We start from the raw sequence: 13237 nt of genomic DNA, 5'->3' as shown, positions 1-13237 counted from the left end.
CGCATAGGCGGCGGCATGGACCTGGAATTTAGCGAGGAAGAACGGCTGCTGCGCGACTCGCTCGCGCGTTTTCTGGCGCAGCAGCTTCCCTTCGAGAAACGGCGCGCAATGCGCGGTGCCGAGGCGCAGCTCGCCGCATGGCGCGAGGTCGATGCCGCGATCGGCGTCGGCGCCGCGCCGCTTCCCGAACGCATCGGCGGCTTCGGCGGCGGGCGCGTCGCGGCGACGATCGTCGCCGAGGAACTGGGCGCGGCGCTTGCCGTCACCCCCTTCATCGACTGCCACATCCTGTCGGCGACATTGCTGCTCGCGCTGGGCGAGGAGGCGCGCGTCGGAGCGATCGCGCGCGGCGATGCGCTGGTCGTCACCGCGATCGAGGAACCGCAGACGCGTGGCGATATCGCCGCGATCCGCACGCGCGCCGAACCGGCACCCGACGGCTGGACGCTGACCGGGCACAAGATCGCGGTACCCTTCGCCGCCGAAGCGAGCGACATCATCCTCCCCGCGCGCGACCAGGGCGGACGTCTCCGTCTGTTCCTGCTGCCCGCGGCGTCGCTGTGCGACAAGCTCCATACCTATCGGACGATCGACGACGCGCCCGCCGCCGACCTGCTGCTCGACGGCCTGTGGGTGTCGCGCGCGAGCGAGATCGGTGCCGGGCAGGACGGCGAAGCGGCGCTCGCCGCCGCGGTCGAAGCCGCGGTCGCGGCGCTGTGCGCTGAAGCGGCGGGGCTCGCGCGCGTCCTTCTCGACGACACGCTCGGCTACACCCGGCAGCGCCGCCAGTTCGGGCAGCCGCTGTCGAGCTTCCAGGCGCTCCAGCATCGCATGGTCGACATGCTGCTGCTGCGCGAGCAGATTTCGGCGGCCGCGTTGCTCGCGGCGCTGAAGCCCGGCGACGCGCGCGCCAGCGCCGCCGCGAAGGCGACCGCGAACGAGGCGATCCGCCAGATCGGGCAGGAAGCGGTGCAGCTTCACGGCGCGATGGGGATGACCGAGGAACTGCGCGTCGGCCATTATTTCAAGCGCGCCACCGCGATCGAGCAGCGTCTGGGGACGAGCGACGCGCATGTCGCGCGCTACGCGGCGGAGATGAAGCGGGCGGGATAGGCTGCGCTACAGCCCCAGCACCGCCTTTGCGAGAATGTTGCGCTGAATCTCGTTCGATCCGGCATAGATCGACCCCGCGCGCTCGTTGAAATAGCGCAGCGGCGCGATCGCCTGCCACGGCTCGCCGGTGATGTGCCCGTCGGCGGGAGGCGCATGCGCGGGGACGTCGGCGCCCGGGCACCCCGCGTGCGGCTGAAAGGCGGTGCCCGCGGGTCCTGCGGCCTCATAGCCGAGTTCGGTGATATGCTGGGCAAGCTCGGTCGCCATGATTTTCATCAGCGACGCCATCACCCCGACGCTTTCGCCCTGTCCCGCCGACGACAGCAGGCGCAGCTCGATCATCTCCAATATGTCGATGCGGATGCGCGCACGCGCGAGCTTGTGCGCAAAGACCGGGTCGTCGCCGAGCATCCCCTCGCCCGCCGGAGTCCCGGCGGCGTGGCGCGCGAGCGCGTCGAGCCGCATCGCGAGCGCCGGGGCGTGCGCCGACCCGCCGCGTTCGAATTCGAGCAGATATTTGGCGACGCTCCAGCCGCGATCGACCGCGCCGATCACATTCGCCTTCGCCGAGCGTGCGTCGTCGAAGAAGACTTCGGCCTGGATCGTCTCGCCCGAGATCATCGTCAGCGGGCGCACCGTCACTCCCGGCTGGTCCATCGGCACCAGCAGGAAGGTGATCCCCTGCTGCGGCCGCTCGCCCTTCGCGGTGCGGACGAGGCAGAAAATCCAGTTCGCCTCCCCCGCGTGGGTGGTCCAGATCTTCGAGCCGTTCAGAACGAAATCGTCGCCGTCCGCCACCGCGCTCATCTGCAGCGCCGCGAGGTCCGATCCGGCGCCGGGCTCCGAATAGCCCTGGCAGAAGAAGATCTCGCCTGACAGGATGCCCGGCAGGAAATAGGCCTTCTGCTCGTCGGTCCCGAACGCCGCGATCACGTGCGCGACCATGTGGATGCCCATCGGCGACAGCGGCGGCACCCCGGCGCGCGCGCGTTCGCGGGCCCAAAGATAGAATTGGGCGGCACTCCAGTCGTGCCCGCCATGCTCGGGCAGCCAGTGCGGCGCCGCGAGGTCCCGCGCGTGAAGTTTCGCCTGCCACGCCATAGACACGTCATGATCGGCATAGACGCTGGTCATGCCCGCCGCCCCGGCGCGCAATTCGGGGGTCAGTTCGCGCTCGAAGAGCGCACGAATCTCGCGCGCAAATTCCGCTTCGGCATCGCTCCAGTCGAGGTCCATCATTCCACCCGTTGCCATCAATTATCACATCTGATAACAATTTAATCCCGAAGGTCAATCGCAACGGATGTGTCCCATGAACCAGATGAGCCGTCCACCCGCCGCGATGGCGATCGATTTCACCAGCCCCGTCGGCGAGCCCGCGCTGCTCGCGCCCGATTCGGTGCAGTGGCGGGTGTTCAAGAATCCGGTCGCGCTCGCCGTCGGCGGGGTCGCGGCGGTGCTGCTCGAATTCGCCGACGCGCGCATCCGGTCGGGGGTGTGGGACCATTCGACCTACAAGGCCGACCCGATCGGCCGGTCGCGGCGCACCGGCATGGCGGCGATGGCGGGCGTCTACGGCCCCGCGAGCACCGCGCGGCGCGTGATCGGCGGGGTCGGCCGCATGCACGCCAAAGTGTCGGGAACGACGCCGAAGGGCGAAGCCTATTCGGCGCTCGACCCCGAACTGCTCAACTGGGTCTATGCGACCGCCCAATATGGCTTCCTCAAGGCCTATCATCGTTTCGTGACGCCGCTCTCGCGCGACGACCAGGCGCGCTTCTGGCGCGAGGGCGAGCCCGTCGCGGCACTCTATGGCGTCACCGAAACGCCGAAATCCGAAGCCGACTTCCTGGCGATGATGGAGGCGCTGTTGCCGCGCTTCGAGCCGCATCCGATCGTCACCGAATTTCTCGACATCATCCAGTCGGGCCGCGCTGCGCCCTCGGTACCGCGCTTCCTGCACAAATCGCTCGCACGCGCCGCGGTGTCGCTGTTGCCGCCCGCGGTGCGCATGCGGCTCGAACTCGGGCCTCGCTACGACCTGGGCCGCCGCGACCGGTGGATGGTGGGGACGATGGCGAAGCTCGCCGATCGCATCAAGGATCGCGCTTCGCCGGCGTGGCAGGCGGCCGAGCGGCTCGGCCTCCCCGGCGACACTGCCTGGCGCTGAGGCTTGCCCTCGCCCGCCGCGCGTGAAAGGATCGCGCGGAAGACGGCAGGAGACGGAAAATGGCCCACGGCACCGCGCGCATCGGCAAGGATCGCTATCGCACCGAGATCGAGGTCGGCGGCCACAAGCTGATATCCGACGAGCCCCCCGCGCTCGGCGGTGGCGCGGTCGGACCCGCGCCCTACGACCTGCTGCTCGCCAGCCTCGGCGCGTGCACTGCGATCACGCTGCGCATGTATGCCGACCGCAAGGACTGGCCGCTCATATCGGTCGAGGTGGGCCTCCGCCTCTCGGGCGGCCCCGGCGCGATACACATCGACCGCACGTTGACGATCGCGGGCCTCGACGACGCGCAGAAGGCGCGCCTCGCCGACATCGCCGAGCGCACCCCGGTGACGTTGACGCTGAAGGGCGGGCTGCCGATCACGACGACGCTCGCCTGACGCGCCCGCCCGATCTTCACGAAGCGCGGCAGGTCGCAGCGACAGGACCGCCGTCGATCGCCGCCCTGGCAAAACCGATCGCGTCGGCGGCCGCGGCGTTCACCACCCCCGAATGATCCTTGTCCTTGTAGATGCGGGCCTCGACGGTATTGCCGCGGCTGCACAGGTCGTTGATCAGCGTCAGCGTCGTCATCGGCAGCGCCGCCGTATCCGCGGCACCGATACCGAAGAACAACGGCGCGCTCAGCGTCAGCGAAGGGAAGGATCGCAGATCGACGTCGGTGTCCCAGAGGCGTTTGAGCATGCCGGGGCGAAAGGTTCGCGCGGGGTCGAGGTTGCGCTCCGCCGCCGCCTGCATCACGCCGGGCAGGCAGGTGGTCGCGACGAGGGCCTCGATCTCGCGCCCCTCGGGCGTGAAGATCACATCGGAATCGAGGTCGGCGTGCAGGCGGCTGAGCTCGAAGCCGATCATCGCATAGGCGCCCGTGACCATGACGTCGGTCGCACTCGACGCCAGGCCGCTTTCGATCGCTTCTTTCGACAGGTTCGGCGCGCCGGTCGCGACCACGCCGCGGATTGCGAGGTCCGGCGCATAGGCGGGCGCATAGCCCGCGGCCGCCACGACCACGCCCGCGCCCTGCGACTGACCGACGAGCACGACCTTGTTCGCGGCGCCGTAGCGCGGGTCGCCGATGATCGCCCGCGCGCTGTCGAGCACGCTGTACGAACTGGCGCGATAGTTGGAATAGGGATGGATGCCGGGAGTTCCGAGCCCCTGATAGTCGCTCGCGACGACGGCAAATCCCGCGTCGAGCCAGCGCGACAGATATTGGCTGTCGCGATCGCCCCTGGGCCTTGCCGACGGCGCGCAGACATCGGCGATGCCCGTCGTGCCATGCGCCCAGGCGACGACCGGCCAGCCACCCGGCGGCGGGTTGCCCCGCGGCAGGAAGATCGCCGCCGACACCGGCAACACGCCCGTGTCGGCGATGCCGTCGCGCGCGGTGTAGAGAATACGCACCGCGCGCGCCGCCGATGGCACCGAATAGTCGGCAGGCAAGGGCTCCTCGGCCAGGACGACCCCCGCCTCGGCCGGAAGCGATCCTCGCCAGCCATAGAAAGCCGGAACCCCGCCGTCACCGACATTGTCCGCGGTTGGCGCCGCGACGGCTTGCCCTGGCGCTGCAGCGCCGAGCGCCAGCGCGCCCGCCACCCCGCCCGCCACCCCGAGGGTCCGCCTCCATCGGGACACGGCCATGCTCGCGGCGCGCGGCGAGAGCGCGGGCATCAGAATTTCACGGACGCCTCGATGTAGAACTCGCGCGGGTTGTCGACGAAGGCCGACAGGTCGCTGAGCACGCCCGGCCCCGCGGTTCCCGTGCCGGTCCCGCCGGTGAACGGAATTTCCGAGCCGCCGGTGACGATATATTTGTTGCTGAGGTTGCGGCCGATCAGTGCCAGGGTCCAGCGGTCTTCGGGCCCCTTCAGCCGCAGCGAGGCATCGAACTTCGTGAAGCTCGGCTGGACCGCGTCGGGACGCAGCGTGTCCGAGAAATTATACTTCGACGAGTAGCTCATATCGCCGCTCGCCTCGAGGCGCAGGCCCGAACCCGACAGCTCGACCTCATAGCTCGCACCGAGGCGGCCGGCGAAGCGCGGCGCCTTGGGCGGCGTCAGGCCGTCATAATCCTGGCTGGTGAAGGCGGCTCCAGGCGCGGGCGCGAGCAGGTTGCAACCCTGCGCGATCGTCTGGCCACCATAGCATTGGCCGACATAATCCTTGTAAGATGCATTATTGTACGCCGCCGCGCCGCGCAGCGAGAAGCCGCCCGAGCGCCAGTTGAAATCGCCCTCGATGCCCTTGACCCGCAGCGTGCCAGCATTCGCTACGACCTGGCCGATCGTCACGGGATCGAAATTCTGCACCTGCAGGTCGAGATAGTCGTAATAATAAGCGGTGGCATTGAGGGAAAGCGCGCCGCCCATCAGGATCGCGCGGGCGCCGACTTCGCCGCCGCGGGCGCGCTCGGCGCCGAACTTGCCGGCCGCGCCGAGCTGCTCGGGCGTCATTCCGGCGGTCAACGTCTGCGAAATGTTGAAACCGCCCGATTTGAAGCCTTCCTTATAAGCCGCATAGAAGGTGAGGTCGCGCGACGGCTTGTAGCGCAGAGTAACCTGCGGAGAGACGTCCGACTCACGATAGCGATCATCGACGCGCACTCCACCGGGGAAAGCAGCGGCAAAGGCCGGATTGGCGGCGAGCGACGCCTGGAAGCTGTCGCGCGATTCATAGCTGTAGCGCGCGCCCGCCGCGAGTTCGATCGCGTCGGACAGGTTCGCGGTCACTTCGCCGAAGGCCGACATCGAACTGCCCGAAAAGCCGTTGTCGCGCTTGAAGGTCACATAGGTCGTGCCCGCGGCGACGGCCGGCAACGGGAAGATATAGGCGTCGGTGTTGAAGATGAACTTGTTGCTCGACGCGAACAGTCCGAACAGCACATTGACCGGCCCGTCCCACTTCGACTGGAAGCGCAGTTCCTCCGACGTCTGGCGATAGTCGGCAAGCTGCGAGAAGGTCGCCGGATAGGCCTCACCCGACACATTGTTGAGGTCGGTCTGCTTGAAGCGGTAATAGGAAGTGATCGAGGTGACGTCGAACACGTCGCTGGTCAGGGTCGCGGTCAGGATGCCGAAGCCCGACTTCAGCCGCGAATACATGTGGCCGTCGCCGGCATAGCGGTAATCGAGCCCCGCGACCTCGACGGGAATGGTCGAGCTGTCCGAACGGCCGTTGATGACGCAATCGGCATTGGGGCTCGGCGGGATGCCGTTCGCGGCAAAGGGCACGGTGCGGCCGCCGCCGCAGATGCGCTCGATGATATCGGTCGGGCCGCCGTCCTTCTGGTCGGTGTAACCGGTCTTGACCTGGAAGGTCAGATTATCGGCCGCGTCCCATTCGATCGTCGCGCGGCCACTGTAGGTCCGGCCATAGCCGCGATTCTTGCTGTTGCGATGGCGTTCGAGGCCGAACGGATCGATATAGGTTTCCGCCGCCGTGTTGGTGAAGGCGCCCTCGCTATCCGAAATGCGGAACGCCAGACGCGCGCGAAGTCCGTCGGCGAGCGGCCCCGAAATATAGCCCTCGCCATATTTCTCCTTCGCCTCGAAGCCATAGCCGACCTTCAGCCCCGCCTCGAACACATCGCCTGGGTTGTTGGTGGTGACCGAGATCAGGCCCGCGGTCGCATTCTTGCCGAAGAACAGCGCCTGCGGTCCCTTGAGCACCTCGACGCGCTGGACGTCATACTGGCTGAGCCCGATCTCGCGGCCACGGCTCATCGGCATGCCGTCGACGACGAACGACACCGACTGGTCGAAACCGGCGCTGAGCGCGGTCGATCCGACCCCGCGCAGGAAGATGCTGGCCGACGATCCCGACGCCGCCTTACCGGCGACCATCGTCGGGACGAGCGATGCCATGTCGGTGAATTCGGTGACGGCGTAATTGTCGAGCGCCGCGCCGCCGAGCGCGGTGATCGCGACGGGGGCATCGATCAGGCGCTCGTCGCGCCGCCGCGCGGTGACGATGATCTCGCCCTCGCTCACATTGCCTGACGACGCTTGCTCGGTTGGCGCGGGATCGGGTGCGTCGTCCTGGGCCCAGGCCGGCGTCGCCAGGGCGGCGAGCGCGATAACCGATGCCAGGCCGGCATAACGAACTGCATGACGCGAAGCATTGCGATCCATGACCGTCTCCTCCCAGAAACAGGCCGTCAGCCGCGGCCTTGTCAATAAACTACAACCATTAGATTTAATGTCAATTCGAAATTTAACGCCGTAAGGTTTTTGAACGGAGGATCAGAAAGCTTGATATATCAAGGCGTTATGCTGTTCGCGTCACGGCCCCGGCAGCGAGAACCCGCTTCGCGAAGGCGATGACGCCCGCGTTGAATGCGTCGTTGCGATCGCCGGCAACCATGTGCCCCGCCCCCTGGACGTCGAGGATTTCGAGTCGCGGCACTTGGCGGCGAAAGGCGGCCACGCCGGCTTCGCTGACGACGTCGCTCGACAGCCCGCGGACGAGCAGGACCGGCACGTCCGGCAGCGACGCCAGGGTTTCGGCCGCCTGCTGGACCACGCGATGATGCGCGGCGGGCGAGGTTTCGAGGATGCGCGGATCCCAATGCCAGTAGAGGCGGCCGTCGGCTCCGGGGCGCAGATTCTTCATCAGCCCGCCCGCATCAGCCGGCCGCGGCCGCTGCGGATTATAGGCCGCGACGGCGGCGGTGGCGGCCTCGACCGTGGCGAAGCCTTCGCCATGTCCCTGCATGAAGCCGACGATGCGCTCGATTCCGCGCGGGTCGGGCTCGGGCACGATGTCGACCAGCACGACCCCGGCAGGTCGCAGTCCATCGTGCACCGCCTGGATCGCCGTCGCGCCGCCCAGCGATGCGCCGACGAGGACGAAGGGCACGCGCAGGTCCTTCGTCACGGCGGCGAGGTCGCGCGACCGGTCCGAGAGCGCATAGGCGCCGTCGGGCGACCACGCGCTGTCGCCATGCCCGCGCGCGTCGAAGTTGATGACCTGGAGATCCGCGTCGAGCAGGCGGTCGACGGCGCGGCTCCAGCTGTGCCGCGTCTGCCCTCCACCGTGGAGCAGCACCACGCAGGGCGCGTCGGCGGGGCCGCCCTGGTCGCCGACGAGTTCGACCCCACCGGAGGAAGGGAAGGTCCTGAGCTGTGTGCGGCCGGTCATTATTTCTCCTCTCGATTCAGATCATGTTGAACCGCTTACCTAATTTCAATAGGTTTGTTTATCGATGCCGATAAGGGACTTTTTGGGCTGGCCCTTGCCGGCCCGCGCTGCCAAGGAGCGGCGAAAGCAAGGGAGTTGGGGATTTGGCGCGGCCTTCGAAACCTCTCATTTCGCGATCGAGCGCGGCCGAGGCGGCGCTCGAGGTGATCGACGAGCTCGGCCTCGAGGAGCTGAGCCTTTCGCATGTCGCGCGCAAGCTGGGGGTGCGCCCGCCGTCGCTGTATCATCACTTCACCGACAAGTCGGAATTGCTGCAGGAAGTCGCCCGCATCATGCTGGCGCGGATGCCGACGGTCGACGGCGCACCGCCCTCCTTCGAGGAACAGATCATCGCGCGCTGCGTGCTGACGCGCCGGACGCTTCTCAAGCATCCCAACGCAGCCCCGCTGATCCTGCGCTATTTCCCGCGCCATCTGCTGCTCGCCGCCTATGAGCGCGCGGCGTCCGAGGAGCCCTATCCGACGACGATCCAGCTGACCGTGATCGACGCGATCGAGAAATATACCTTCGGCACGGCCTTGTTCGAAGCGTCGGCGCGCGCGCGCGGCGTCGATCCGATGCCGCCGGTCGACGGCGCCAAATTTCCGAGCCTGGCGCAGGCGATCGCCGACAATCCCTTCGGCGACGAAGAGTTGTTCGTCGAATCGCTGCGCATGTTCCTCGTCGGCGTTCGGCAGCGGCTGGCGACGGGCAGCGTGGGCCGGCCGCTCGACACCGCGGGCTGAGCGAATCGCGGCGTCAGCCGGCGATCGGCCATTCGAGCGGCAGCGTCTCGAGCGCCATCACCGTGCCGATGCGGAAGGCGTGGCGTTCGCCGGACACCGCGCGAAAGGACGGAATGCGCCGTATCCATTCCTCGGTCAGGATACGCAGCTCGGCGCGGCCGAGGACGTGCCCGACGCAAAGGTGCGGCCCCGACGAAAAGGTCAGGTGCGCGGTCTTCTTGCGGTCGAGGTCGAACAGATTGGGCCGTTCGAACTTCGCCGGATCGCGGCTGCCGAGGCAGAGGATGTTGAGCAGCATCTCGCCCGCGCGGAATTGCGCGTCGCCGATCACCTGGTCCTGCACGACGAGGCGCGGCGTGTTGACGACGCCATAGAGCCGCACCGCCTCGTCGGCGAAGGCGGGGATCAGCGACGGGTCGGCAGCGAGCCGCGCCTGCACCTCGGGCATCTGCGCGAGCTGCTGGAAAGCGAAGCCGGTGACGTTGGTCACCGTGTCCATGCCGCCGAGGAAGAGCACGAAGCTCATCGCCAATATCTCGTCGTCGCTCATCGTCCGGCCGCCGATGTCGACGCCGATGAAATGCGACATCAGCTTGTCGTCGGGAGCGGCCTTCTTCGCCTCGATCAACGCCTTCATCTCGCCCAGAATCAGCGCGCTGAGGCGCCCCATCTCGGCCTCGTCATTCTGGGCCGAAAAGAATTGCTCGGCGAGGTGGCGGAAGTCCTGGAGCCGCGACAGGTCCATGCCCATCAATTCCATGAAGACGCTGACCGGGAACAGTTTCGACACGTCGGCCTGGAAATCGCACGCTCCGTTCGCCGCGACGGCATCGACCAGTTCGACCGCCCATTCGCGGATGCGCGGCTCGAGGGCCTTGATCGCGTTGGGCCCGAACATCGGCATCATCGCCTTGCGATAGGGCAGGTTCTCGGGGGGATCGAGGCTCAGCGGGATGAAGAAGGGCGGATTCTCGACGCGCGGAATCTGCATCTCGCGCACCGAGAAATGCTCGGGATCGAGCACGATCCTGGCGATCGCGTCGAAGCTCTTGACGATCCAGTGCCCCCCGTTGAGCCGCGTCCAGAAAATGTCGGGCGCGGCTTCGAGTGCGGCCGCGTAGCTCCCCTGCACATCCTCGCCGATGCGCGGATCGGCATAGATGTCGAAGTCGAAGACCAGATGCGCCGGAACATGCGGCGGCGGTGCGGCCACCGGGGCTGCGGCGGCGGTCATCGGTTCGGCCTCATCGCACGCGCTCCATCGTCTCATGCGCGCCGGCGTATCGCTCGCGCACTGCGGGTTTGGACAATTTTCCGGTCGCGAGCCGCGGCAGCGGCTCGGGCGAGAAGGCGACGTAGCGCGGCACCTTGTAGTTGGAGAGATTCGCGTTGCAGTGATCGATCAGCGCGGCAACGTCGATTTCGACCGCGCCATGATAGACGACGAAGGGGGTCTCGCCGAACTTGGGATCGGGCGCCGCGATCGCCAGCGCTTCGACGACGCCGGGAAATTCGCACACCACCCGCTCGACCTCGGCCGCCGATATGTTGAGCCCGCCCGAGATGATCAGATCCTTCATCCGGTCGACGAAGGTCAGGAGGCCACGCTCGTCGAGCGTGCCGATGTCGCCCGAATGGAGCCATCCATCGCGGATCGCCTTCGCCGTTTCCTCTGGGTTGCGCCAGTAGCCCTGCATCATTCCCGGCGAGCGCATCAATATCTCGCCCGGTTCGCCGGGGTCGCAGTCGCTGCCGTCGGGGCGGACGACGCGCAAATCCATGAAGATACCGCCCCAGCCGCATTTCTCGGGCTCATCCATCGCCAGATGCTCGGGCATCATCGTCGCATTGCCGCCGACTTCGGTCTGGCCGTAGATCTGGCGGATGACGATCCCCTTCGCCTTCCAGCTGTCGAGCAGCTGCCGGCTGACACGCGCGCCGCCCGCGGTCGCGAGGCGGATCGACGACAGGTCGGCGCTGGCAAAGCCCGGACAGCGCGCGATCGCCTCGAAGAAGGTCGGCACCGCGCCGAAGCAGTTGATCCGCTCGTCCTGCAGCAATTGCAGGATCGCCTCCGGGACGAAGGCCGGTTCCATGAAGATGGTGCACCCCTGCACCGTATAATGGATCAGCTGGACGAAGCCCGCCGAGGTGTTGAGCGGCGCCAGGCTGATGATCCGCGCGCCCGCCGAAGAGGAAATCCCCTCGAGCGACCAGCAGGCGGCATAGGCGGTCATCGAGCGATTGGTGAAGACGACACCCTTGGGCTTCGCGGTCGACCCGCTCGTCGCGATGATCACCACCGGCGCGTCGGGATCGGGATCGTGCGCGGGCGTCGCGGGCGCGCCGTGGCGCAACGCCTCGACCACGGCCATCGGGCGCGGATCGAGCCCCGCCGCGCGCGCATTGTCCGCGAACTCGGGCGCGGCGAAGGCGAAGCGCGGTTCGGTCGTGTCGCAAAGCTCGCGAATCTCGCGCGGGGTAAAGCGGAAGTTGACCGGATTGACGATCCCGCCCGCCCGGATGATCCCCATGATCAGCGCGCAATAGGCGAGGCTGTTGGTCGAACAGATCGCGACGCGGTCACCCGGCCGCAGGCCGTCGGCCTCCAGCATCGCGGCGACGCGATCCGACCAGCTCTGGTAATCGGCATAGCTGAGCCGGTCGCCGCCAAGCACGATGGCCGGCTGATCCGGACGCATCCGCGCCCACCACGCGATCGCGCTCGACAAGGTCTGCGCCATTCAGTCCCTCTCTATCCGGTCTGCCGCCGGTTCCACCATCACAGCAGCGCTTCGATCGCCTCATAATAGCGGATGATATTGGTCTCGAGCCCGCAATAGACGGTTTCTTCCGGCACCCCCGCGTTGAGACCCTGCTGACTGATCTCGGCCGCCCGGAAATCCTCGCCGCCGAAGACGCCCAGGATCAGCTCATAGGAGCGCGCGAACACCTCCTCGGCCTTGGGCGTCGTCGCGGCCTCGGGCGTGAGCATGAAATATTCGACCGTCGTGCGGTCGGGCGCGCGCGGCATGAGGAGCATGATGCTGGTATAATATTGGCTGGTGACGAGGACGCAGTTGGGGAAAGCCGTATAGGCGTGCGTCACCAGCTTGTGGACGTTGGCGTCGGGGTCCTCGTCGAGCATCTCGGGGACATAGCCGATACGCCCCGATACCTGGCGGATGTTGGCGCCGAAGACATCGACGATGTTCGGCGCGTCCTGGAAGCGATCGCCGATCGAGGCGGCGTGGAGCCGCTGGACGTGATAGCCCTCGAGGAAGGGCTCGAGCACGACCTTCCAGTTCGCCTCGAGGTCGAAGGTCTTGCGGCCGTAGACATGCGCTGAAGGAATGCCGAGCGCCTCGAAATCCGCCGCGACCTGATCCGAGAGCTGCGACCAGTCGGCGGGGATATCGCGGTTCAACTGGACATAGACGATGCCCCCCCATTCGCGCGCCTCGAGCTCGACAAGGCCGCGCTCGCCCTTGTCGAGTCCCTCGAAGGCCTCGCTCCGCGACACGCCGATCAGCTTGCCGTCGATGCCATAGGTCCAGGCGTGATAGGGGCAGGTCATGCGGCTCTGCTTGTGGACCGCGCAATCCTCGATGATCTTCGACCCCTTGTGCTGGCAGGCGTTGACGAACGCCTTGATCGTGCCGTCGCGGGTGCGCGAGACGAGCATCGGAAAGCCGTAGCTGTCGTTCGCGACGATGCTCCCGGGTTCGAGCAGCGCCGATACCGTCACCGGAACCGGGTAGCGGCGGAAGATTCTTTCCTGCTCGCGGTCGAAGCGCTCGCGGCCGGTGAAGATCGCATTGGGGCGCGTCGCCCCGAAGGGCACGACGACGGCGTCCTTTTCCGCCGGGATCTTGCGAATCGCCTCGATCTGGCTGGGGGTGAGCTCCGCCAGTCTGGTGACCTTGCGGGCGGGGCGCGCGACTTCCGCAACTTCGCTCATATCGCCAAT

11 protein-coding genes are annotated in these 13237 nt (G+C 67.2%); 4 read left to right on the top strand and 7 right to left on the bottom strand.

From position 1 onward, the window contains the following. The first annotated feature begins 15 nt into the window (after nucleotides 1-15). Complete coding sequence (locus CD928_RS08025; RefSeq protein WP_141237120.1) at nucleotides 16-1113, top strand: acyl-CoA dehydrogenase family protein; 1098 nt, start codon at nucleotides 16-18, stop codon at nucleotides 1111-1113. Between the two features lie 6 nt (nucleotides 1114-1119). Here the strand turns inward: CD928_RS08025 and CD928_RS08020 are convergent, their stop codons facing one another. Beyond that, nucleotides 1120-2367, bottom strand: coding sequence for an acyl-CoA dehydrogenase family protein (locus CD928_RS08020; RefSeq protein ID WP_255247081.1), 1248 nt, complete (start codon nucleotides 2365-2367; stop codon nucleotides 1120-1122). A gap of 58 nt (nucleotides 2368-2425) precedes the next feature. Here CD928_RS08020 and CD928_RS08015 point away from each other — a divergent pair, with 58 nt between their 5' ends. Then, entirely contained in the window at nucleotides 2426-3283 is an 858-nt protein-coding gene (locus CD928_RS08015) for an oxygenase MpaB family protein (protein ID WP_255247080.1), read from the top strand. A 59-nt stretch (nucleotides 3284-3342) separates the two neighbouring features. Further along, nucleotides 3343-3726, top strand: a complete 384-nt coding sequence (locus CD928_RS08010; protein ID WP_095386587.1) for an OsmC family protein — start codon at nucleotides 3343-3345, stop codon at nucleotides 3724-3726. A 16-nt stretch (nucleotides 3727-3742) separates the two neighbouring features. Here the strand turns inward: CD928_RS08010 and CD928_RS08005 are convergent, their stop codons facing one another. From CD928_RS08005 to CD928_RS07995, 3 genes are all read right to left on the bottom strand, one after another. After that, nucleotides 3743-5014, bottom strand: a complete 1272-nt coding sequence (locus CD928_RS08005) for a lipase family protein (RefSeq protein WP_095386586.1) — start codon at nucleotides 5012-5014, stop codon at nucleotides 3743-3745. Further along, nucleotides 5014-7473, bottom strand: a complete 2460-nt coding sequence (locus CD928_RS08000) for a TonB-dependent receptor (RefSeq protein WP_095386585.1) — start codon at nucleotides 7471-7473, stop codon at nucleotides 5014-5016. The genes CD928_RS08005 and CD928_RS08000 overlap by 1 nt, the downstream gene beginning before the upstream one ends. Before the next feature lie 136 nt (nucleotides 7474-7609). Continuing rightward, nucleotides 7610-8482, bottom strand: coding sequence for an alpha/beta fold hydrolase (locus CD928_RS07995; protein ID WP_095386584.1), 873 nt, complete (start codon nucleotides 8480-8482; stop codon nucleotides 7610-7612). A 143-nt stretch (nucleotides 8483-8625) separates the two neighbouring features. Here CD928_RS07995 and CD928_RS07990 point away from each other — a divergent pair, with 143 nt between their 5' ends. Beyond that, entirely contained in the window at nucleotides 8626-9267 is a 642-nt protein-coding gene (locus tag CD928_RS07990) for a TetR/AcrR family transcriptional regulator (protein ID WP_176473517.1), read from the top strand. A gap of 13 nt (nucleotides 9268-9280) precedes the next feature. Here the strand turns inward: CD928_RS07990 and CD928_RS07985 are convergent, their stop codons facing one another. From CD928_RS07985 to CD928_RS07975, 3 genes are read right to left on the bottom strand one after another with little or no spacing between them, the layout of a single operon-like run. Continuing rightward, on the bottom strand, nucleotides 9281-10501 hold the full coding sequence (locus tag CD928_RS07985; RefSeq protein ID WP_095386582.1) for a cytochrome P450: 1221 nt from the start codon (nucleotides 10499-10501) through the stop codon (nucleotides 9281-9283). Nucleotides 10502-10511: 10 nt separating this feature from the next. Then, nucleotides 10512-12011, bottom strand: coding sequence for a class I adenylate-forming enzyme family protein (locus CD928_RS07980; protein ID WP_095386581.1), 1500 nt, complete (start codon nucleotides 12009-12011; stop codon nucleotides 10512-10514). 38 nt (nucleotides 12012-12049) lie between these two features. After that, nucleotides 12050-13228 carry an aromatic ring-hydroxylating dioxygenase subunit alpha gene (locus tag CD928_RS07975; protein ID WP_095386580.1) on the bottom strand — a complete coding sequence of 393 codons (1179 nt, stop codon included), beginning with the start codon at nucleotides 13226-13228 and terminating at the stop codon, nucleotides 12050-12052. Between the last annotated feature and the right edge of the window lie 9 nt (nucleotides 13229-13237).

The sequence above is a fragment of the Sphingopyxis sp. GW247-27LB genome, assembly GCF_002277025.1.
Classification (GTDB): domain Bacteria; phylum Pseudomonadota; class Alphaproteobacteria; order Sphingomonadales; family Sphingomonadaceae; genus Sphingopyxis.
Note: the sequence above shows the minus strand (reverse complement) of the source record. Positions and strands in the feature narration are given on the sequence as shown.

Bases quoted from the DNA above. Each gene is read 5' to 3' on its own strand.
- CD928_RS08025 (WP_141237120.1), top strand. From the start codon at position 16: ATGGACCTGGAATTTAGCGAGGAAGAACGGCTGCTGCGCGACTCGCTC.
- CD928_RS08020 (WP_255247081.1), bottom strand. From the start codon at position 2,367: ATGGCAACGGGTGGAATGATGGACCTCGACTGGAGCGATGCCGAAGCG.
- CD928_RS08015 (WP_255247080.1), top strand. From the start codon at position 2,426: ATGAACCAGATGAGCCGTCCACCCGCCGCGATGGCGATCGATTTCACC.
- CD928_RS08010 (WP_095386587.1), top strand. From the start codon at position 3,343: ATGGCCCACGGCACCGCGCGCATCGGCAAGGATCGCTATCGCACCGAG.
- CD928_RS08005 (WP_095386586.1), bottom strand. From the start codon at position 5,014: ATGCCCGCGCTCTCGCCGCGCGCCGCGAGCATGGCCGTGTCCCGATGG.
- CD928_RS08000 (WP_095386585.1), bottom strand. From the start codon at position 7,473: ATGGATCGCAATGCTTCGCGTCATGCAGTTCGTTATGCCGGCCTGGCA.
- CD928_RS07995 (WP_095386584.1), bottom strand. From the start codon at position 8,482: ATGACCGGCCGCACACAGCTCAGGACCTTCCCTTCCTCCGGTGGGGTC.
- CD928_RS07985 (WP_095386582.1), bottom strand. From the start codon at position 10,501: ATGACCGCCGCCGCAGCCCCGGTGGCCGCACCGCCGCCGCATGTTCCG.
- CD928_RS07980 (WP_095386581.1), bottom strand. From the start codon at position 12,011: ATGGCGCAGACCTTGTCGAGCGCGATCGCGTGGTGGGCGCGGATGCGT.
- CD928_RS07975 (WP_095386580.1), bottom strand. From the start codon at position 13,228: ATGAGCGAAGTTGCGGAAGTCGCGCGCCCCGCCCGCAAGGTCACCAGA.